Here is an 18,743-nt window from a genome sequence, read left to right as displayed (position 1 = left end):
GTCGGCATGACCCGCCGCGCTTGGTCCATCCCCCTGGCGACGCTCTTCGGTGCGCTGCTGATCCTGCTGCTCCCCGCCTCGCCCGCGGGTGCGCACGCGATCATCGAGCGCACCGCCCCCGTCGCCGGCACGGTCGTGGACCAGCTGCCCGGCGAGATCACGCTTACCTTCAGCGAGCCCGTCCGCATCGTCGCCGACAAGATCCGGGTCATCGCGCCCGACGGCAGCCGCGCCGACACGGGCAAGCCCGCCGCGCGCGACACCGAGCTTGTCATCCCGCTCAAGCCCGGCGGCCCGAAGGGCACCTATCTCGTCAGCTACCGGGTCATCTCCGCCGACAGCCACCCCGTGAGCGGCGGCTACAGCTTCTCCTACGGCCAGGTCTCCGCCGTGCCCGGCGGCAACGACGCCGGCGCCGACGTCAAGACCGACGCCGTGGTGAAGAACGCGATGTCCGTCGCGCGGTTCATCGGCTTCGCCGGCCTGATCCTGCTGGTCGGCCCGACGCTGGTCCTGTTCGCCCTCTGGCCCCGGCGGCTCTCCGCTCGCGACCCCGGCAGGGTGGCCCTGACCGGCGCCGGGCTGCTCGTGCTCAGCGCCGCCCTGGAGTTGTACCTGCAGATCCCGTACACCTCCGGCACGTCCCTGTTCGACGTGTCCTCGACCGCCGCCCGTGAGGTGCTCGGCACCACGTTCGGCGCCGCCCACCTGATCCGCATCGCCGTCGCGATCGCCGTCGCGGTGCTGCTGCGCCCCCTCATCGCCGGCCGCGCGGGCAAGATCGACCAGACGCTGCTCGTCATCCTCGGCGTCGTCGGCCTCGCGACCTGGCCGATCTCCGGCCACCCGAGCGCCTCGCCGGTGCCGACCCTGACCGTCGTCGCCGACGCCGCGCACCTCGCCGCGATGGCGGTGTGGCTCGGCGGCCTGCTGATGCTGTTCGCGTTCCTGCTGCGCCGCGCCGACACCCGCGAGCTCACCGCGATCGTGCCCGTCTGGTCCGGCTGGGCGCTGCTGGCGATCACGGTGCTGGTCCTCGCCGGCACCGCGCAGGCCCTCGTCGAGATCGGCACCCTGGACGCGTTGACCGGCACGACGTATGGCCGCCTCGTCATGGTCAAGGTCGGCCTGCTGGCCGTGATCCTGGGGGTCGCGGCCTACTCCCGCAGCATCACCAACCGTCGCTTCACGCTGGCCCCCACGCCCGCCGCCGAGGACCCGTCCGACTTCGCCGACCCCGACGATCCCTCCGACTCGGAGGACCTGGAGGACCTGGAGGACCTGGCCGACCTGTCCGACTCCGAGGAGGTCGCCGCCGAGCCGGCCGAGCCGGCCGACCGGGCCCGGCTGCGGCGGGCGGTGCTGATCGAGGTGCTCATCGCCGTCGTGGTGCTCGGCTTCACGTCCGTGCTGGTGCAGACGAGCCCGGCCCGCAGCGAGGCGGCCGGCGACAACGGGGCGGAGGGCCCCTTCACCACCACCGTCACGACCAACCTGGTGAAGCTCGAGGTCGACGTCTCCCCGGGCCGCGTCGGCCCCAACACCGTCCACCTGTATGCCCTCAAGCCCGACGGCTCGGGCCCGCAGACCGTCGCGGAGTGGAAGGCGACCGCCGCCCTGCCGGCCAAGGGCATCGAACCCATCGTCCTGCCGACCCTGCCCATCACCCCCGACCACGCCACCGGCTCGGTGACCCTGACACCGGCGGGGACGTGGGAGCTGAAGTTCACCGTCCGCGTCGACGAACTCAACCAGACCACCATCGCCGTCCAGGTCCCGATCCGCAGCTGACCCCCGCCCGCTGGCCTCGCCCTGCTCGGCCGCGCTGGGTTGGGCCGCTGGGTTGGGCCGCTGGGTTGGGTCGTTGGTCGCCCCCGCTGGGTCGCTGGGTCGGCCGTTGATCACGGCGCTGGCTGCCCCCGCAGGGCCGGTCGTTGGCCGGCCCCGCTGGGGCTGGTCGTTGGCCGGTCCCGCTGGGCTGGCCGTTGATCGCGACGCTGGCTGGTTGATCGCTGTGCTGACCGGTCGTGTCTGCGCTGGCGATGTGCGGGCTGCGGAGTTCCCGCGAGCACCGGCTCCGGGCCGACTGCTGTGCGCCCGTTCCCGTGCGCCCGTTGCCGTGATCGGGGTGCCGGCAGTCGATCGGTGTGTCAGTGGACGTGGCGGCGCCATGGCCGGCGCGACGCGTCCGTGGCGGCGCTGTGGGCTGTGCGGCGTGTCTGTGGCGGCGCCGTGGGCGGCGATGGGTCCGTGGCCACCGTCGGCTTGGGCCGGGGACTCGCCGGTTGCCGGACCCGGCCACCACCTGCGCAACGCCGACCCTTGTGCCGTCGGCCTGCCGATCCTCGCTGCTGGCCTGCTGGTCCTCGTGCTGCTGGCTTGCCGGTGCTTGTGCCGCCGGTTCGCCGATCCTCGTGCCGTTGACCTGCCGGTGCTCGCTGCTGGCCTGGCGGTCCCTAGCGCTGCTGGATTGGTGGTGCTTGGGCTGCTGGGTTGATCGAAGGACAGGCGCGGTTGCCGGGACGGCCGGATCCAGCCTTTGATCACCGCGTTGCTGGGTGTCGAGGCGGTGAGTGCTGTGTGCCGGACGCCGTCGCAGCCGGTGTGGCAGTTGGTCGGCGTGCCGGTGGTGCGGCGCAACACTGACCCTCGTGCCGTCGGCTTGCCGTTGCTGTCGCTGGCTTGATCGAAGGACAGGGGTGGTCGCCGGGATGGCCGGAACCAGACTTTGATCAACGCGCCGCGGGGTGTTGGGGCGGTAAGTGCCGCGTGCTGGGGGTGGGTGCGGGAGTGGCGGGGCGGCGCAGTGGTGGCTGACGCGGACAGGGTGGGGGATCGGTGTTCTCCTCTGGGTGTGGGAGGTGCTGGTCAGGGCGGTGGATCGGGATCTTCGGGGGATGGCGTGGTAATTCGATACCGGGTAGTGGGTTTGCGGCGAAAGAAGGTAATTCGCGGGTTTTTTGGCGGTATTGTCGGATTCGGATTGCTGGGGGAAGGGGCCGCTGCCATGGTCGTGCGTCTGGTTCGGGCGGGTGTCGGCGCGCTGTTGCTGCTCATCGCGGTGCCGCTGGGGCTGGCTGGGGGCGGACTCTGGGTGGCCATGGAGCATCGTGCGGGGGATGACACGTTCACGGCGCGGTTGGAGCGGTTGCGCTCCGGGGGGCGCGCGGTGGTGGTGCCTGACGTCGACGCGTTGCTGCGAGCCGATGCGCCGTTCGCGCGGGGTGGGCAGACGACGCTCAGCCTGTCGGCGGTCGGCTCCAGCGGCCCCCTGTTCATCGGGCTGGCTCCGGAAGCGGCGGTGAGGCAGTACCTCGACGGCAAGGTGCAGGCCCGGATCGACCGGGTGCGGTTGGCGCGGGGGCCGTTGCCGGTCGAGTTCACGGAGGTCGAGACCCGGGCGGCCGCGGCGAAGGCCGGGAAGCCCGGCACCGCCGGGTCCCAGGCCGGGCCGGCGCAGGGTGGCGCGAGCGACCCGGCGATGGCGGGGGCTGCGGTCCCCGACGCGACCGTCCCCAGCGCCGAAGGTCCTGCCGCCGGAGAGCCCAGTGCCGGCGAGACCGGCACCACGGTGCCTGGTGACGCGGGTACTGGTGACGTTGAGCCCGGTGTCACAGGGCCGGCCGTGGCGGGTCCCGGTGTGACAGCGCCCGGCACGGCGGGGTCCGAGGTCCCTGGCGCGAACGCCGGCGACCCGAACGCCGGTAACGCCGCAGCGGCGGGCGACCCGAACGCCGTGACGAGCGGCGGTGCGGCCGGGAACCCGAACGTGGGGAGCGGGGCGCCGGGGGAGCAGGCGTTCTGGCTGGCGAAGAGCGTCACGGCCGGTGGGGCGGCGGAGCTGACCTGGTCGCCGTCGGCGTTGCGGGGGCGGCACCTGGCGCTCGTGGTCATGAACGCGGACGGCACCGCCGGGATCGACGCGACGGTGACGGCGCGGCTGGCGCCGGCGTGGATCGGGCCGACGGCCGGTGGGCTGCTCATGCTCGGGGCGGCCGGGTTCCTGCTGGCGTTGCTGGTCCTCGCCTGGCCACCGCGGCGCGCGGAGGAGCGGCTCGTGCTGCCGACGCTGCCGTCGCAGCCGACGAAGGGCCGGGCGGGCCTGCGCCGCAACCTGTCGACGCTGTCCGAGCCGATCGCCGCCCTGCTCAACCCCGTCGTGCCGAAGAACCGCGACATGCCGGAAACCGGCGAGGCGAACGAACCCAGCGAAACCCCCGAGACCGGCAAGGCCACCGAAACCGGCGACAACACGACCGAGACCGGCGGCAAGGCAACCGAGACCGGCAGTAAGGCGATCGCGACCGGCGGCGGCAAGAAGGCCGCGGCGGAGAAGAGCGGGGACGTGCCGGTCGTCGCGGTCGCGGTGGCGAGCCAGACGGACGAGGCCGACCGCCAGACCACCGTGATCGGGGTCGTGGTGACGGACAGGCCGGTCGACGACCCGGCGGCCCAGGCCACGGAGCCCGAGGGCGAGGCGCGCCAAGAAGCGGCGGTCGACGGCGAGGACGCCGATGACGCGGCGGCCGCTGTACAGCAGACGCTGCGGACGACGCGTCAGACCGCTGCTGAGAAGGAGACCGAGCTGGACCGCCCCGCCCCGGCGGAGGCGCTCGACGACGACGCGCCGGGACCCCTGGCACTGCCGCCGCTGCCGAAGCTGCCGCCGATCGAGCTGCAGTTCACCTGGGCGCCGGTCGCGGTGGAGGGGCAGGAAGAGGCGGCCACCTCGCGCTGACGGTCCCCGGTGGAACGTGAGCCGCGCCACGTTCTGCGGGTCACGACCGAAGGATAAAGGTAACGAGGAGATGTGGAGTGTGAGAAGTCGGCCAGATGAACACTAGGCTGTGGGGCGTGGGTGATCTTTTGGTCTGGATCGACTGTGAGATGACGGGGCTCGATCTGGGGAAGGACGCGCTGATCGAAGTGGCGGCGCTGGTCACGGACCCGGATCTCAACGTGCTGGGCGAGGGCGTCGACGTGGTGATCCACGCGGAGGACGCGCTGCTGGACGGCATGCTCGACGTGGTGCGCGACATGCACGCCAAGTCGGGGCTCACCGACGCGGTGCGGGCGTCGGCGGTCACCGTGGCGGAGGCGGAGGACCTCGTCATGGACTACATCACGGCCCACGTGCCCGATCCGCGCACCGCGCCGCTGTGCGGCAACTCGATCGCCACCGATCGGGGGTTCCTGGCGCGGGACATGCCGCGGCTCGACAACCACCTGCACTACCGGATGATCGACGTCTCCTCGATCAAGGAGCTGTGCCGCCGGTGGTACCCGCGGGTGTACTTCGGCCAGCCGCCGAAGGGCCTCGCCCACCGGGCGCTCGCGGACATCCGGGAGAGCATCCGTGAGCTGGAGTACTACCGCCGGACGCTGTTCGTGCCGCTGCCGGGGCCGGACGTGGAGGCGGCGAAGGCGATCGGGGCGGAGTTGAGCCGGGAAACCGACACCGGCGCGCGCTAACCCCGTCGACGAATGCCCGTGCTCATGCCCTATTATTGGCGAGCACGTTCATGGTGGCTGTAGCTCAGTTGGCAGAGCACCGGGTTGTGGTCCCGGGTGTCGTGGGTTCAAATCCCATCAGTCACCCCATGTAGGGCAGTTCGGCCCCGGTCCGGAAGGACCGGGGCCGAACTGTTTCAGTCCTTGTTCGCGGCCGCCAGGGCCGCGGCGAGCGACTCGTTCTGCGCCTTGAGCGCGTTGATCTCGTCCTGCAGCCGAGTCACCTCGGCATGGGTCTCCTCGCGGACCGCGCGGATCTCGGCGAGGATCGGCGCGGTGTCGACGGTCCCGCCGCCGGCCTGGATGATCGCGGTCAGCGCCTGGATGGCGGCGATCGTGGCCTGGTCGCGGGCCTCGTCGGCGGCCGCCGCGGCGATCAGCTGCTGCACGCCGGCGCTGGCGTCGGCCGAGCGGGCCGCGGCGATCGCGAGGACGGTGTCGCGCGCCTGCCCGTTCAGGAACGGCGCGCCGGCGTTCTGCGAGATACGCCACTGGTCGGCCGGTGGCTGGTCGATGAAGGTCCAGGTGTTGGCCATGTCGTCTCCTGTCATACCGCGCATGCGGGCGAGTGGGTCGTAGCCGTCGGCTCGGGCGTCGTTGTCGGCGTCGGACCGGCCCGAGACGTGCACGTGTCCGCTGTCGGTCGAGGACCGGGTGGTCCGCTGGAACTGGTTGCTCCTGCTCGTCCACCGCTCCTGGCGGCAGACGCCGTCCTCGTCGGTCCAGTTGATGTACTTGATCCACATGGCGCCCGGCACGCCGGCGTCGCGGTCGCGGATCATCTGGCGGGCGATGTCGGCGTTTTCCTTGCGGTGTGCCTTGGAGTCCGAGCGCGGCATGATGTCCAGGCCGCGGGCGTTCCAGCGCTGGTTCTGGCCCGGGAAGCCCGTCGCCGAGTAGGGCGTGTGGTCCTCGGGCGGCTCTGCCTTCTGGTGGTCCTCGTCCGGGAAGTCCCAGACGGTGATGCCGTGCCTGAGCAGCGTCCGCTGGACCGCTCGTGCCGGGCGGATCAGGGTGTACGGCCGGCCGGCTCTGATCCAGTCGCGATAGCCCTGCGATGCCATTGGTTCCGTCCCTTCGCATCCATGCTCCTCAAACCTATGCGCCGCCGTAGCCGGGTGCACCGACGCGTGTCCGACATTCGACCGGTCGTCGCGGAGAGTGTGGCCACGCGTACACACGAAAACGGCCCCCGTCCAACAAGACGGGGGCCGTGCGAACCAGATACGTCTACAAGGGGAGCATCGCCAGCCTGGCGTGCCACTCGCCGCCGATCTTCTCCGTGTCGGAGCCGACGAGGAGGCCGTACGGGGTCGCGAGCAGCGCCCTGGCGCCGACGCCCCGCGGCTCCCGCTTGGGGTTGAACGAGGTGGCCTTGCCGCTCACCGGGTTGATCGCGGCGATGCCGGGCCGGCTGACCGCGCCCTTGCCGGCGGTCTCCTTGCCGAACGGGTTGTCCATCCAGCGCTGGTGGCCGCCGACGTACACGGCCGCGCCGGTGTCGGCGACGGAGTACAGCGAGTCGCCGCCGGTCCAGTTGGTCCAGATCGGCTTGTGCAGGCCGGTGCCGCGCAGGTCGAAGCGGGCGGCGGTGTCGCACATGAGGTGGTCGCCCCACTTACGGCCGGTCGTGACGACCGTGGCGTAGGTGCCGGTCGGGTCGAAGTCGACGCCCCGCAGGTAGGTCTCGAAGCCGGCGCGGCACGGCTTGGTGTAGACGTCGGTGTACCAGTCGGCCAGCCGGGCCGAGTTCGACGCGTTCTCGATGACGACCAGCTGGGCGCGGTACTGGCCGAACGCCTGCTCCACGGCGCCCACGACGGCGAGCCGGTTGCCGTCGGGGCTGATCGCCAGGTCCTCGAGCTTGACCCGGGTCAGGTTCGGCGCGGCGAGCCTGGCGTCGAACGTCGTGTCGGCCAGGCCGCTGGTGGCGTTGAGACGGGCCAGCCCGGTCCGCTTCTGGCCGCCGATGGAGCTGAACGAGCCGGCGGCGAACAGCCACGGCCCGTACGTGACGAGGCTGCGCAGGTCGCCCCAGTTGATCTCACCGGTGAACGCCGGCACCCGCTTGCCGTCGGCGAGGCTGAGCTGCGCGAGGCCGCGCTGCGCGCCGCCACCGATCTTCTTGAACGCGCCGCCGGCGTAGACGGTGTTGTTGGGCCCGGCGGCGAGCGTGAGGACCGCGTCGTCGGCCTCCGGCGCGAACGGCAGGATCTCGCCGGTGGCCACCCGGTACGCGAAGATGTTCTTGCGCTTGAGCTTCGCGCTCTTCCCGGCCGGGACGACGGTGGTGAAGTCGCCGCCCACCACGACGACGTCCCCGACGAGCGCGAACGCGCGCACCTCGCCGTCCAGGACGTTCGGCGTGTTGTCGGCGGGGTTCGTCGACACGGTCGTGGCGTGGTTCAGCGCCGCCGAGGCGGGGATCGCGACCGCGAGCGCGGCCAAAGCGGTAGCGGCGGCGGCGATCAATCGTCGGCGCATACGTGCGGCTCCTTCGTCAGTGCCAGGGGAAGCGCCCAACATGGGGCGCATACCCCACTAACGAAGGAAAGTTACCTAAGACACGATGTGTCCGATATGGCCGTCCTCAGGGGCGTTGACCATGAAGTGCGCGGCGCGCTCCAGGTACTCCCACAGCACGGCCTCGGCCTCGGGCTCGAGGGCGATCGCGTCGACCGCCCGCCGCATCTGCCGCAGCCACGCGTCGCGCTCCGCCGGGCCGATCACGAACGGCGCGTGCCGCATCCGCAGCCGAGGGTGGCCGCGGGTGTCCGAATAGGTGCTGGGGCCGCCCCAGTACTGGATCAGGAAGAGACGGAACCGTTCATTCGCCGGCCCCAGGTCCTCTTCCGGATACAGCGGCCGCAGGATCGGGTCGTCGGCCACGCCGGCGTAGAACTCGTCGACCAGCTTGCGGAACGTAGGCTCGCCGCCGACGAGCTCGTAGAAGTTCGGGGAGGACGTCACCCGTCAACTATGCCGCGACCGTGGCTCAACGAGCGCGGCGGGAGCGCACCGAGGTCCGTCGTGCGCTCGCTGAGGTCGACCGTGCGCTCCTCCGGGTCGGAGACCGGCATCCGGCGCTGCGCCGGGCCGCGCTCCGCGGCGTCGGGGTCGGCGCTGGACTCGGCGCGGCGCTGCGCCGGGCCGGGCGACGGGCGCGAGCGGCGGGCCGCGAGGGGCGCGCGGCCGAGGTCGATGGTGACCTCGCCGAAGTCCTCGTCGGCGCCGGGGCTGGCGGCGTGCGCGTCGGCCGCGACCTGGACCTTGTTGGCGGCGATGGCGTCGGCGATCGTGGCGTGCGCCGGCCAGGTGGCGACGATGACCGCCATCACGACCACGCCCGCGATCGCGAAGTAGCCCACCACCTGCGGCAGCGGGTTGTGGGTGGCGAGCCAGCCCGTGAAGAGGATCGAGCCGCCCTGGATGAGGTGCACGCCACTCTGCATCACGCCGAACGCGCGCGCCCGGTACGCCGGCGGCAACACCTGCACGAACAGCCCGTTGGTGGCCGGCAGGGTCCCCGACAGGGCGGCGCCGGAGATCAGGGTCATCGCGAGGACCCCGTAGATGTTGAGGTCGAACAGCGCCGGCACCAGCGCCAGGGGCGTGAGCAGGGAGAACGGCCGGATGAAGGCGTTGCGGCGCTGTGGCTTGACCAGCCAGGTCATCACGATGCTGCCAGCGACGAAGCCGACCGCCGCGGCGACCATGATCGTGCCGAGGTAGACGGCGTTGGGGCCGCCGGCGAGGTCGGCCGACCAGGCCGCGGCGAGACCCTCGGGCACGACGCCGAAGCAGACCCCGCAGAAGACGATGAGCGCGATCGAGCGCATTACCGGCGAGCGGAACACGACCGTGTAGCCCTCGGCGCTCTCCCGCAGCAGGTTGGTGCGCTTGTCGGCGGTGAGGCTCGGCGTGCGCTCCTGCACCCGGACCGCCACCAGGAGGGCGGAGAGGCCGAAGCTGGCGGCGTTGAGCAGCAGCGCGTACCGGGCGTCGACGGCGGTCAGCGCGGCGCCCACCGCATACCCGGCGATGAGCGCGAACTGGCCGGACGTGCGCTGCAGGGTCAGCGCGGTGACGTACCGCTCACCCTGCAGGATGCGCGGCAGCAGGGCGGAGCGGGCGCTGTCGAACGGGGGGCTCAGCAGCGCGCTGATGAACAGCAGGCCGATCAGGGCGCCGACCGGCAGGCCGCCGAAGACCGCGAGCGCGGTCATGATGCCCATCCGGATCAGGTCCGACAGGATCATGATCTTGCGGTACGAGTGCCGCTCGGTGATCGCCGACAGCACCGCGCCGATGCCGAGCCACGGCAGGTAGCTGATCGCGAACGCCGCCGCCGACGCGATCGGTGACTCCGTGCGCTGGTAGACCAGCGCGATGACGGCCGCCCGGGCGGCGCTGTCGCCGAACCAGGACAGTGCGCTGGCGATGAACACCGCACGGTACTCGCGGTCGGCCAGCACCTCCCAGGCGCCGGCCGGGCGTTCGGCGGACTCGTCGGGATCAGACACCGGTGGAGCCCCCTTTCCATCGGTCACGACAGCGGCGTCGAGCGTTCGCGGGCGCGGCCGAGCCGGCCTGTGTCGGCGTCGAGAGGGGTCGAACGACGCCGGACCGGGACACTGTGCAGCGATGCACCTGAACGAACGGACGATAACCGACTAGCCACCCGATGCGCGACCCTACCCAGTGGGCTGGCCGCAAGTGACCGCAAGATCGGACAAAACCATCGGTATGGTCAGAGTCAGGTCGGTCCGCCCGGGCCGCCGTCGGGGCCGCCGTCCGCGGGCGGGCGGATGAACATGCGCGAGGCGTTGATCTGCGCCGTGATCCCGGCCTTCTCCAGCGCCTCGGTGAGCCGTCGCCGCAGCTCACGGCCGACGCGCCACTGCGCCTCGGTCGACGTCTTGACGGTGGTGCGCAGCACGGCGCCCTCGACCGTGAGCTGCTCGACCCCCAGCACGGTGGGCGGGTCGATGAAGTCCTCGACGAAGTCGGGGTCCTCCGCGACCGCCGTGGCGGCCTCGCGCAGCACCGCGGTGGCCTGGTCGACCGCGACGAACCCGACCGGCACGTCGATGTTCACGACGGCCCAGCCCTGGCTCTTGTTGCCGACCCGGACGATCTCGCCGTTGCGCACGTACCAGACGACGCCGCCCGCGTCCCGGACCGTGGTGATCCGCAGGCCGACCGCCTCGACGGTGCCCACGGTCTCGCCGATGTCGACCACGTCGCCGATGCCGTACTGGTCCTCCAGGAGCATGAACAGGCCGGCGATGAAGTCCTTCACCAGGTTCTGCGCGCCGAAGCCGATCGCCAGGCCGGCGATCCCGGCGCTGGCCAGCAGCGGCCCCAGGTTGAGGCCGATCTCACCGAGCACCAGCATGGCCGCGATGCTGAACACGACCGCCGAGGCGATGCTGCGCAGGACCGAGCCGAGCGCCCGGGCCCGCTGGTTGCGCCGCTCCCACGGTGCGGTGAGCGCGTTGGGCAGCCGCCGGCGCAGCGGGCGCAGCAGCGAGCCGCCGGTCTCGTTGTCCGAGACCGTGTGCCTGATGAGGCGGTCGATGGCCCGGTGGATCACCCAGCGGACCAGGAACGCGAGGATGATGATCAGCACGATCGTCAGCGGCTTGACCAGCACCCAGTAGCTGCTCTCCGCCAGCCAGGTGATTTTCGTCTGCTCGTAGACGAACTCGCAGAACCCGTTGTCGGAGCAGCTCGGAGTGGGGTCGGGCGCCGGGGTGGGCGCGAGGGCCAGCACGCTGCTCAACAAACACTCCTTGCAAACGGTGCGAACCGGGGGAAGTCCACACAAACACTCGGTGCGGTGGGCGAAGGTTCACTCGCCGGCCGCAAATAGTACGTGCAATCCGAGGATCTATCAGGGACGATTAGCGCACGGACCCCCACCTCGGTGGCCCGCCACACAGACCTTCTCCAGGGAGTTTCCTTCACGCACTAGGGGGACGGCGATGCCTGACATACGACCCGCACGAGTATCGGGTGCGCTGGTTTTGAATGCCACCTACGAGCCGCTGTGTGTCGTGTCTGTCAGACGTGCCACCATCCTGGTCCTCACTTCGAAGGCGGTCTGCGTCGCTGACGGTGAGGGCATCCTGCACAGTGCGATGAACGAGCTTCCGGTGCCTTCCGTGGTCAGGCTCACGCGCTACGTGCGAGTTCCGTACCGCACGCACATAGGCCTGTCGCGCCGGGGCATCTTCGCCCGCGACGGCTGGCGGTGCGCCTACTGCCGCGGCCCGGCCGAGACCATCGACCACGTGATGCCACGCAGTCGTGGCGGGCGGCACGCCTGGGACAACGTGGTCGCCGCCTGCGCCCGCTGCAACCACACCAAAGGTGACAAAACGCCAGCCGAACTCGGCTGGCGTTTGCTTGCCAGCCCACATGCGCCCAAGGGCGTCGCGTGGCGGGTCCTCGGTCACCGCACCCCCGACCCGCGCTGGGCCGACTGGCTCGACATGCCGATGGACAGCCCGCAGCTCGCGGCCTGACCGCATCACGTCACCCGGCCGGCGGCTGCTGCGAACGCACGGTAGGAGCCGCTGGTCAGGATGTCGCGCAGCCGCGCCATGCCCTCCCACACGTCCACGAAGCGGGTGTACAGCGGCGCCAGCCCGATCCGCAGCCGCTCCGGCGTCCGGAAGTCGGGGACGACCCCGGCCGCCTTCAGCGCCTGGCAGATCTGCCACGCCTGCGGGTGGTGGAACGTCACGTGCGAGCCCCTCCGTGCCGGATCCACGGGGGAGGCCAGCGTCAGCCCGTCGCTGAGTTGGATGGCGTACGAGGTGAGCTCGGCGCTCTTGTCGTACAGGCTCCGGATGCCGGCCTCGGCGGTGATCCTGGCGCCCTCCAGCGCGGCGTATCCGCCGAGGATCGGCGGCGTACCGACCTGGAAGCGCCCGATCGACTCGACCGGGTCGTAGCCGGCGCCCATGGCGAACTGGTCCCGCTGGCCGAACCAGCCCCAGATCGGCTGGCGCAGCCGCTGCTGCAGGTCGCGCCGGGCCCCGCGTTGAGGTACTTGTACGTGCACCCGACCGCCAGGTCTGCCCCCGACTCCCGCAGCGGCACCGGCACCGAACCGGCGGAGTGGCACAGATCCCACAGTGTGAGGGCCCCCACCCGGTGCGCGGCAGTGGTGATCGCCACCATGTCGGCGATCGCGCCCGACCGGTACGCCACATGCGACAGGCACACCAGCGCCACGTCGTCGTCCAGCGCCCGGGCGACCCGCGCCGGGTCGATCCACCTGTCTCAGCCGCGGACCAGCTCGCCGCCCCATTCCTGGTCGACCGCCTCGCGCAGCCGGTCACGCGTCGTGAGCGGAAGCCGGCCGAGCGAGCTGCCGTCGAACTACACGAGCTGCTCGTCGGCGATGTGGAAACGCGTGCGGAAGTGACCGATCGGGTCCTGTGCGTCACGCGTTTCGGCATACTGGCGGCTGAGGTCCATGGCCCCGACGGTATCGTCTGCGAAGATCGGCAAGACCCCCGGCAACGCGCTGGTCATCGTGGACCGCTAACGTGAAGCCGGTCTTTTAGTCCCTTCGACGCCTGGGGGCGTTGAGCTTGTCCATCATCGAGACGACGCTGATCTTCGCCGGCATCCCGGCCGTGGTCATCGTGCTCATCGCGGGCGCCAACTACGCCGGCGGTGCCCGGCGCGCCCGGCGCTACCGGCCGGGCCGGCCGTTCGACTTCACGCCGGTCTGGTTCCTGTCCGTGCCCGAGCAGGTGACGCAGGCGGCCAAGGCCCGCGAGCTCACCGGCGCGCGGCGGGCCGAGCTGACCGCGGGTGCGCCGGCCGTGACCGAGTGGTCCGGCGACCGGGCGCAGCCGCACGCCATGGGAGGCGCAAGTGACCGGTGGTAACGGAGCTGGCCTGAAGGGCCAGCCCGACGTCCTCAACGGGCCGTTCACCACGCGCCAGCTGCTGCGCCTCGACGAGGCGCTGCGCCTGGCCGACTCCTCGACCGGCCTCACCTTCAGCATCTACGTCGGCGACCTCGACGAGCCGGTCCGCGGCCACGCCGAGCAGCTGCACGGCCAGCTCGCCGACCCGCCCCACTCCGTGCTCATCGCGGTGTCGCCCAACCAGCGCATCCTCGAGATCATCACCGGCGGCGAGGCACGCCGCCGCCTCCCGGACCGCGCGGCCAAGCTGGCCGCCCTGTCCATGGCGGCCGCCTTCGGCGGCGGCGACCTGGCCGGCGGCCTGGTCGCCGGCCTGTCCCAGCTCGCCGACCACGCCGGCCGCCACTGACCGCACCACCGCTCTTCCGCACGCGCGGCGGGCCCCCTGCTTACGGGGGACCCGCCGCACGCGCTTTTCCGCCCCTCACCGCCCCGCGCGTCATCCACCGAGATCTCGTGCAGGCCGCGCCACAAACCTCAACCAGATCACGGCCACCCGCGCCACAGCTCGATCCCCGGCGGCTCTTGTCCGCTGTGCCGACAGCTTGTTCGCTGTGGCCGCGGCCCGGCTTGCGCGGCTTTCGCTCGTTGTGGCTGAGGCCCGGCCTGCGGTGGTTCTTGCCCGCTGCGGCGGGCGGCCCGGCTTGGGGCGGCTCTTGTTCGTTGTAGCGGCGGCCCGGCCTACGGCGGCTCTCGGTTGCGGGGCGGCAACCCCGGTTGCTCGCGCCACCACGCCGACAGGCATTGATCAATGCCCCGCTTTGTGGCTTTCGCGCATCGAGGCTATGCGATCAACCCCGCGGCGGCCCTTGCTCGCTCTGGCGGCTCGGTCCGTGGTGGCTCTTGCTCGCTGCGGCGCCGGTCCGGCTTGTGGTGGCTCTTGTCCGCCGTAGTGGTCGGTCGGCGGCGGCTCTCGCTCGCTGCGGTGGTGGTCGGTCGGCGGCGGCTCTCGCTCGCTCAGGCGGCTGGGTCCGTGGTGGTTTCTTGCTCGCTGTGGCGTCAGCCCGGCCGGTGGCGACTCTCGCTCGCTGCGGTGGTGGGTCGGTCGGCGGCGGCGGCTCTCGCTCGCTCTGGCGGCTCGGTCCGTGGTGGTTCTTGCTCGCTGTGGCGTCAGCCCGGCCGGTGGCGGCTCTCGTTTGCGGGGGCGGCAACCCCCGGGTGCTCGCCGCGCCGCCGTTGACAGACGTTGGTCAATGCCCCGCTTTGCGGCTCTTTGCGCATCGAGGTTGCGCGATCCACCCCCAGTTTGATCTCTAAAACCAAGGTGGACCGCGCAACGTTGATCCGGAAAAGGGACATTCCGGGGCATTGACCAACGTCTGCGTCGCGAGAGCTGCGTCCGCGTCGCGGAAGCCTCGTGCGTTGTGGTCCGTGTTCCGGTAGAGGCTGTGCGGTGCTGGAGGCACGGAGGCTTCCGGATCATGGGGCCGGTGCGGCCGGGCGGGACAAAAGGAAGGACGGACCCGGCCGGGTGGCTGGGTCCGTCCTTCGGGGAACGAGCGGGTCAGCCGGCGGCGGCGTCCCTGGCGCGGGCCTTCAGGGCGCGGACGATGCCGTCGCGGCCCTCGCCGACCAGGCGGCGCAGCGGGGCGGGCCGGCCGGGCTCGGCGAGCCACGCCTCCGTGCGGGCGACCGTGTCCTCGCTGACCTGGAACGACGGGTAGCCGAGCTCGACGAACTCGGCGGCCGGCTCCGAGTCGCGGTTCTCCCAGACGGTCGTGAGGGCGTCGAAGAACGCGGGCAGGAACGGTGCGGTGAGGGACACCTGGGCCGAGTGCTGGAAGCCCTGCAGCAGCGACCGCTGCAGCCAGTTCGGCAGGTGGTGGTCCTCGACCAGGCGGCGCCAGGTCTCGGTCTTCGCCTCGGCGGTCGGGACGAGGGCGCGGGCGAGGGCGGCCTGGCGCTCGCCGCTGGCCGTGCGGTCGCGGTCGAGTTCGGTCTCGATCTGGGCCGGGTCGGCCGCGCCGTTGGCGATGAGGGCGTGCAGGATGCCCCAGCGAAGGTCCGCCTGGATGGTGAGACCGGAGGGGACGTCGACGCCGTCCAGCCAGCCCGTCAGCACCGCGAGGTCTTCGGGGGTACGGGCCGCCGCGGCGAACGAGCGGGCCCAGGCGAGCTGGAAGCCGCTGCCGGGCTCGGCGTCGCGGAGGGCGACCCGGGCGGTGGCGGCGAGGACGCGCCAGCCTTCCGCGGCCCAGGCCGGGTCGGCGTAGAAGACCAGCGCCGACTGCGCCTGCCGGATGGTCGCGGTGACCAGGTTGATGTCGCGCTCGGCGGGCAGGCCCGACGCGACCAGCTTGATGTAGTCGCGCACGGCGAGCTCGGCGTCGCGGACCATGTCCCACGCCGCGGTCCAGACCAGCGCCCGGGCCAGGGAGTTGTCCATGCCGAGGATGTGGTCGGCGACGGTGTCCATCGAGCGCGGGTCCAGGCGCAGCTTCGCGTACGTGAGGTCGTCGTCGTTGAGCAGCAGGACGTCGGCGGCGGGGCGGCCGGCGAGGGTGGTGATCTCGGTGCGCTCGCCGTCGACGTCGGCCTCGATCAGCTCGCGGCGGACCAGGCCCGTGTCGGTCACGTCGTACAGGCCGATGCCGATGCGGTGGGTGCGCAGCGTCGGGTAGGCGGCGGGCGCCTCCTGCACGACGATGACCTGCTCGTACGTGCCGTCGGCGGCGATGGTCAGCTCGGGGCGCAGGGTGTTGACCTGCGCGGTCTCCAGCCACTGCGCGGCGAACTTGCGCAGCTCCTTGCCGGAGGCGGTCTCCAGGGCCGACAGCAGGTCGTCGAACGTGGCGTTGCCCCACTGGTGCTGCTGGAAGTACGCGCGGAGGCCGGTCGTGAAGGCCTCGATCCCGACGTACGCGACGAGCTGCTTGACGACGCTGGCGCCCTTGGCGTAGGTGATGCCGTCGAAGTTGACCTCGACCGCCTCGACGTCGGGCATCTCGCAGTAGACGGGGTGGGTGGAGGACAGCTGGTCCTGCCGGTAGCCCCAGTTCTTGCGGATGGACAGGAACGTCGTCCACGCGTCGGTGAAGCGGGTCGCGCGGGTGTTGCACCAGTGGCTGGCCCACTCCGCGAACGACTCGTTGAGCCACAGGTCGTCCCACCAGCGCATGGTGACGAGGTCGCCGAACCACATGTGGGCGAGCTCGTGCAGGATCGTGTTGGCGCGCTGCTCGTACTCGAAGTCGGTGACCGGGGAGCGGAAGATGTAGTGCTGCTCGGCGTGCACGACGCAGCCGAAGTTCTCCATCGCGCCGGCGTTGAACTCCGGCGAGTACACCTGGTCGTACTTCGGCAGCGGGTACCGGATGCCGAACTCCTGGTGGAAGAAGTCGAAGCCCTGCTTGGTGATCAGCAGGATGTCGTCGGCGTCCAGGTACTGCTTCATCGACTGCCGGCAGAAGACGCCCAGGTCGATCCCGTCGTGGCTGTCGCGGACCTCGTGGTACGGGCCGGCGCAGATCGCCGTCACGTAGGTGCTCATCCGCGGCGTGGGCGGGAAGTGCACGGTGAGGCCGTCGCGCCGCTCCGGCGACATGTTGGAGATGACCCGCCAGTGCGCCGGCGCCGTCACGTGGAACGTGAAGCTGGCCTTCAGGTCTGGCTGGTCGAAGCAGGCGTAGACCCGCTGCGCGTCGGTCGTCTCGAACTGGCTGTACAGGTACACCTCCTTGTCGACCGGGTCGACGCTGCGGTGCAGCCCCTGGCCGGTCGTCGAGTAGGTGCCCACGGCCTCGACGACGAGGATGTTGGTGGCGGCGAGGCCGGGCAGGCGCAGCCCGGTCTGCGGGGACCACGCGGACGTGTCCACGACGGCGCCGTTGAGCGTCGCGCTGAGCACCTCCGTGACGGCCAGCTCGATGAAGGTCTCCGCACCCGGCTCGGTGCACGAGAAGCGCACCTCGGTGGTCGTGCGGAACGTGCCCTCACCTGGGTAACCGGCGCCGTCCGTCAGGTCGAGACTGATGTCGTACGCCGCAACGTCGAGCAGGCGGGCCCGGTCGACCGCCTCAACCTGGCGTAGGTTGCGTACACCGGCCACGTGTCGTCTCCTGTCGTTCGCTGTGGCCGTCCCCGTCGACGGCGCCATCTCAGAGTCTTCCACGTCCATGGCGGACACCGGAGGAGTGGCTCAGGTCACCCCAAGCTCGCCTGGCACCCGAGGCCTACGGGACGTAAGGATCGAATCGGATTCCCGACTCTTTCAGTAGCGTTGCTGTAGGGCCTTTCGAGTGAGGTGTCGCCGCCAATGGCAGAAGAGCGCATCATCGCAGACATGTGGTTCGACCCGCGGTGCCCGTGGGCCTGGATCACCTCCCGCTGGCTGCTCCACGTGGAGCAGGTTCGCCCAGTTGACGTGCGGTTTCATGTCATGAGTCTGTCGATCCTCAACGAGGGTCGCGACGATCTGCCGGCCCGATACAAAGAGGGTCTGGCCAAGGGTTGGGGGCCGGTCCGGGTGGCGATCGCCGCCGAGCAGAAGTTCGGCAACGACGTGCTCCGCCCGCTGTACACGGCGCTCGGCACCCGGATCCACCACGAGAAGCAGGAGCTCGGCCCGGAGCTGTACGAGGCCGCGCTCGTCGAGGCCGGCCTGCCGGCGCAGCTCGCCGAGTACGCCGACTCCACCGAGTTCGACGAGCAGCTGCGGGAGAGCCACTTCGCCGGCATGAACCCGGTCGGCATGGACGTCGGCACGCCCGTCATCCACGTGCCGGGCGAGGACGGCAAGCTGATCGCGTTCTTCGGCCCGGTCGTCACCCCGGCGCCGAAGGGTGAGGCCGCCGGCCGGCTGTGGGACGGCACGCTCCTGGTCGCCGGCACGCCCGGCTTCTACGAGATCAAGCGGACCCGCGACGTGGGGCCGGTCTTCGACTGATGCGGAAGCGGTAGGCTGCCTACCTGTGCGGCGGTTCCTGACTCCTCGGTGGGTGCTCTGGCATGTCCTGGCGCTCGCCGGGGTGGCCGTGTGCCTGCTCGCCGGTCGCTGGCAGTATCAGCGGGCGGCCGCCGGCAACATGCTGAGCTGGGCTTACACCGTACAGTGGCCGCTGTTTGCGCTTTTTGTGGTGTTTTTGTGGGTGCGGGCCGTCCGGGACGTCCTCGGGCCGAGGCCCGTGAAGACCCAGGAGCCGCTGCGCCCCAGGGCCGCGCGGCCCGCGCCCCAGCCCGCCACCGCCGACGATGATCCAGAGCTCGCCGAGTACAACCGCATGCTGGCCTGGCTCGCCGCCAACCCCGACCGCCGCCCCGGCGACTTCCCAGGATGAGGTT

The 18,743-nt window shown here is 71.2% G+C and carries 16 protein-coding genes, 1 tRNA gene and 1 pseudogene; 9 read left to right on the top strand and 9 right to left on the bottom strand.

The features are described from left to right. Positions 1 to 6: 6 nt before the first annotated feature. The 4 genes from AB0J72_RS39020 to AB0J72_RS39005 all read left to right on the top strand — a co-directional run bounded on the left by AB0J72_RS39020 (position 7) and on the right by AB0J72_RS39005 (position 5,601). On the top strand, positions 7 to 1,791 hold the full coding sequence (locus tag AB0J72_RS39020) for a copper resistance protein CopC (RefSeq protein WP_363408399.1): 1,785 nt from the start codon (positions 7 to 9) through the stop codon (positions 1,789 to 1,791). Positions 1,792 to 3,007: 1,216 nt separating this feature from the next. Further along, positions 3,008 to 4,738, top strand: a complete 1,731-nt coding sequence (locus tag AB0J72_RS39015; protein WP_363408396.1) for a hypothetical protein — start codon at positions 3,008 to 3,010, stop codon at positions 4,736 to 4,738. Positions 4,739 to 4,833: 95 nt separating this feature from the next. Beyond that, a complete protein-coding gene (gene orn / locus AB0J72_RS39010) occupies positions 4,834 to 5,472 on the top strand; it encodes an oligoribonuclease (protein ID WP_344501505.1) in 639 nt (212 codons plus the stop codon). 53 nt (positions 5,473 to 5,525) lie between these two features. Next, positions 5,526 to 5,601: transfer RNA gene (locus tag AB0J72_RS39005), tRNA-His, on the top strand. 47 nt (positions 5,602 to 5,648) lie between these two features. Here AB0J72_RS39005 and AB0J72_RS39000 read toward each other — a convergent pair. The 5 genes from AB0J72_RS39000 to AB0J72_RS38980 form a co-directional block, all read right to left on the bottom strand. Then, positions 5,649 to 6,575: a hypothetical protein gene (locus tag AB0J72_RS39000; RefSeq protein WP_363408393.1), complete on the bottom strand. Its 927-nt coding sequence runs from the start codon at positions 6,573 to 6,575 to the stop codon at positions 5,649 to 5,651. A 166-nt stretch (positions 6,576 to 6,741) separates the two neighbouring features. Beyond that, positions 6,742 to 7,995: a delta-60 repeat domain-containing protein gene (locus tag AB0J72_RS38995; protein ID WP_363408390.1), complete on the bottom strand. Its 1,254-nt coding sequence runs from the start codon at positions 7,993 to 7,995 to the stop codon at positions 6,742 to 6,744. Between the two features lie 75 nt (positions 7,996 to 8,070). Then, positions 8,071 to 8,481, bottom strand: coding sequence for a globin (locus tag AB0J72_RS38990; RefSeq protein WP_363408387.1), 411 nt, complete (start codon positions 8,479 to 8,481; stop codon positions 8,071 to 8,073). Next, entirely contained in the window at positions 8,478 to 10,034 is a 1,557-nt protein-coding gene (locus AB0J72_RS38985) for an MFS transporter (protein ID WP_363408384.1), read from the bottom strand. Before AB0J72_RS38985 ends, AB0J72_RS38990 begins: the two co-directional genes overlap by 4 nt. A 233-nt stretch (positions 10,035 to 10,267) precedes the next feature. Beyond that, positions 10,268 to 11,299 (bottom strand): mechanosensitive ion channel family protein, encoded by a 1,032-nt coding sequence (locus tag AB0J72_RS38980; protein WP_363408381.1) that lies wholly within the window; start codon positions 11,297 to 11,299, stop codon positions 10,268 to 10,270. A gap of 199 nt (positions 11,300 to 11,498) precedes the next feature. Between AB0J72_RS38980 and AB0J72_RS38975 the strand changes: the two genes are divergently transcribed. Next, positions 11,499 to 12,041: an HNH endonuclease gene (locus AB0J72_RS38975; RefSeq protein WP_363408378.1), complete on the top strand. Its 543-nt coding sequence runs from the start codon at positions 11,499 to 11,501 to the stop codon at positions 12,039 to 12,041. A 5-nt stretch (positions 12,042 to 12,046) separates the two neighbouring features. Here AB0J72_RS38975 and AB0J72_RS38970 read toward each other — a convergent pair whose 3' ends face one another. The 3 genes and pseudogenes from AB0J72_RS38970 to AB0J72_RS38960 form a co-directional block, all read right to left on the bottom strand. Next, positions 12,047 to 12,583: a hypothetical protein gene (locus AB0J72_RS38970; RefSeq protein WP_363408568.1), complete on the bottom strand. Its 537-nt coding sequence runs from the start codon at positions 12,581 to 12,583 to the stop codon at positions 12,047 to 12,049. Between the two features lie 38 nt (positions 12,584 to 12,621). Continuing rightward, positions 12,622 to 12,747: pseudogene (locus AB0J72_RS38965) on the bottom strand (hypothetical protein); the annotation flags it as partial. A 156-nt stretch (positions 12,748 to 12,903) separates the two neighbouring features. After that, positions 12,904 to 13,059, bottom strand: a complete 156-nt coding sequence (locus AB0J72_RS38960; protein ID WP_363408375.1) for a hypothetical protein — start codon at positions 13,057 to 13,059, stop codon at positions 12,904 to 12,906. Between the two features lie 59 nt (positions 13,060 to 13,118). Here AB0J72_RS38960 and AB0J72_RS38955 point away from each other — a divergent pair, with 59 nt between their 5' ends. Next, positions 13,119 to 13,421, top strand: a complete 303-nt coding sequence (locus AB0J72_RS38955; RefSeq protein ID WP_363408372.1) for a hypothetical protein — start codon at positions 13,119 to 13,121, stop codon at positions 13,419 to 13,421. Continuing rightward, entirely contained in the window at positions 13,408 to 13,812 is a 405-nt protein-coding gene (locus AB0J72_RS38950; protein WP_354900557.1) for a DUF5130 family protein, read from the top strand. The genes AB0J72_RS38955 and AB0J72_RS38950 overlap by 14 nt, the downstream gene beginning before the upstream one ends. A 1,155-nt stretch (positions 13,813 to 14,967) precedes the next feature. On the opposite strand, the gene pepN is transcribed toward AB0J72_RS38950, so the two are convergent. Then, positions 14,968 to 17,559 carry an aminopeptidase N gene (gene pepN / locus AB0J72_RS38945; RefSeq protein WP_363408558.1) on the bottom strand — a complete coding sequence of 864 codons (2,592 nt, stop codon included), beginning with the start codon at positions 17,557 to 17,559 and terminating at the stop codon, positions 14,968 to 14,970. A gap of 159 nt (positions 17,560 to 17,718) precedes the next feature. Between pepN and AB0J72_RS38940 the strand changes: the two genes are divergently transcribed. Next, on the top strand, positions 17,719 to 18,348 hold the full coding sequence (locus AB0J72_RS38940; protein WP_363408369.1) for a disulfide bond formation protein DsbA: 630 nt from the start codon (positions 17,719 to 17,721) through the stop codon (positions 18,346 to 18,348). 25 nt (positions 18,349 to 18,373) lie between these two features. Next, positions 18,374 to 18,739, top strand: coding sequence for a hypothetical protein (locus tag AB0J72_RS38935; protein ID WP_363408366.1), 366 nt, complete (start codon positions 18,374 to 18,376; stop codon positions 18,737 to 18,739). The last annotated feature ends 4 nt before the right edge of the window (positions 18,740 to 18,743 follow it).

It is taken from the genome of Dactylosporangium sp. NPDC049742, assembly GCF_040674675.1.
In the GTDB taxonomy this organism is placed as follows: Bacteria; Actinomycetota; Actinomycetes; order Mycobacteriales; family Micromonosporaceae; genus Dactylosporangium; species Dactylosporangium maewongense.
Note: the sequence above shows the minus strand (reverse complement) of the source record. Positions and strands in the feature narration are given on the sequence as shown.

Excerpts from the sequence above, each read along its gene's own strand:
- AB0J72_RS39020 (WP_363408399.1), top strand. The coding sequence starts at position 7 with ATGACCCGCCGCGCTTGGTCCATCCCCCTGGCGACGCTCTTCGGTGCG.
- AB0J72_RS39015 (WP_363408396.1), top strand. The coding sequence starts at position 3,008 with ATGGTCGTGCGTCTGGTTCGGGCGGGTGTCGGCGCGCTGTTGCTGCTC.
- orn (WP_344501505.1), top strand. The coding sequence starts at position 4,834 with ATGAACACTAGGCTGTGGGGCGTGGGTGATCTTTTGGTCTGGATCGAC.
- AB0J72_RS39000 (WP_363408393.1), bottom strand. The coding sequence starts at position 6,575 with ATGGCATCGCAGGGCTATCGCGACTGGATCAGAGCCGGCCGGCCGTAC.
- AB0J72_RS38995 (WP_363408390.1), bottom strand. The coding sequence starts at position 7,995 with ATGCGCCGACGATTGATCGCCGCCGCCGCTACCGCTTTGGCCGCGCTC.
- AB0J72_RS38975 (WP_363408378.1), top strand. The coding sequence starts at position 11,499 with ATGCCTGACATACGACCCGCACGAGTATCGGGTGCGCTGGTTTTGAAT.
- AB0J72_RS38960 (WP_363408375.1), bottom strand. The coding sequence starts at position 13,059 with ATGACCAGCGCGTTGCCGGGGGTCTTGCCGATCTTCGCAGACGATACC.
- pepN (WP_363408558.1), bottom strand. The coding sequence starts at position 17,559 with ATGGCGCCGTCGACGGGGACGGCCACAGCGAACGACAGGAGACGACAC.
- AB0J72_RS38940 (WP_363408369.1), top strand. The coding sequence starts at position 17,719 with ATGGCAGAAGAGCGCATCATCGCAGACATGTGGTTCGACCCGCGGTGC.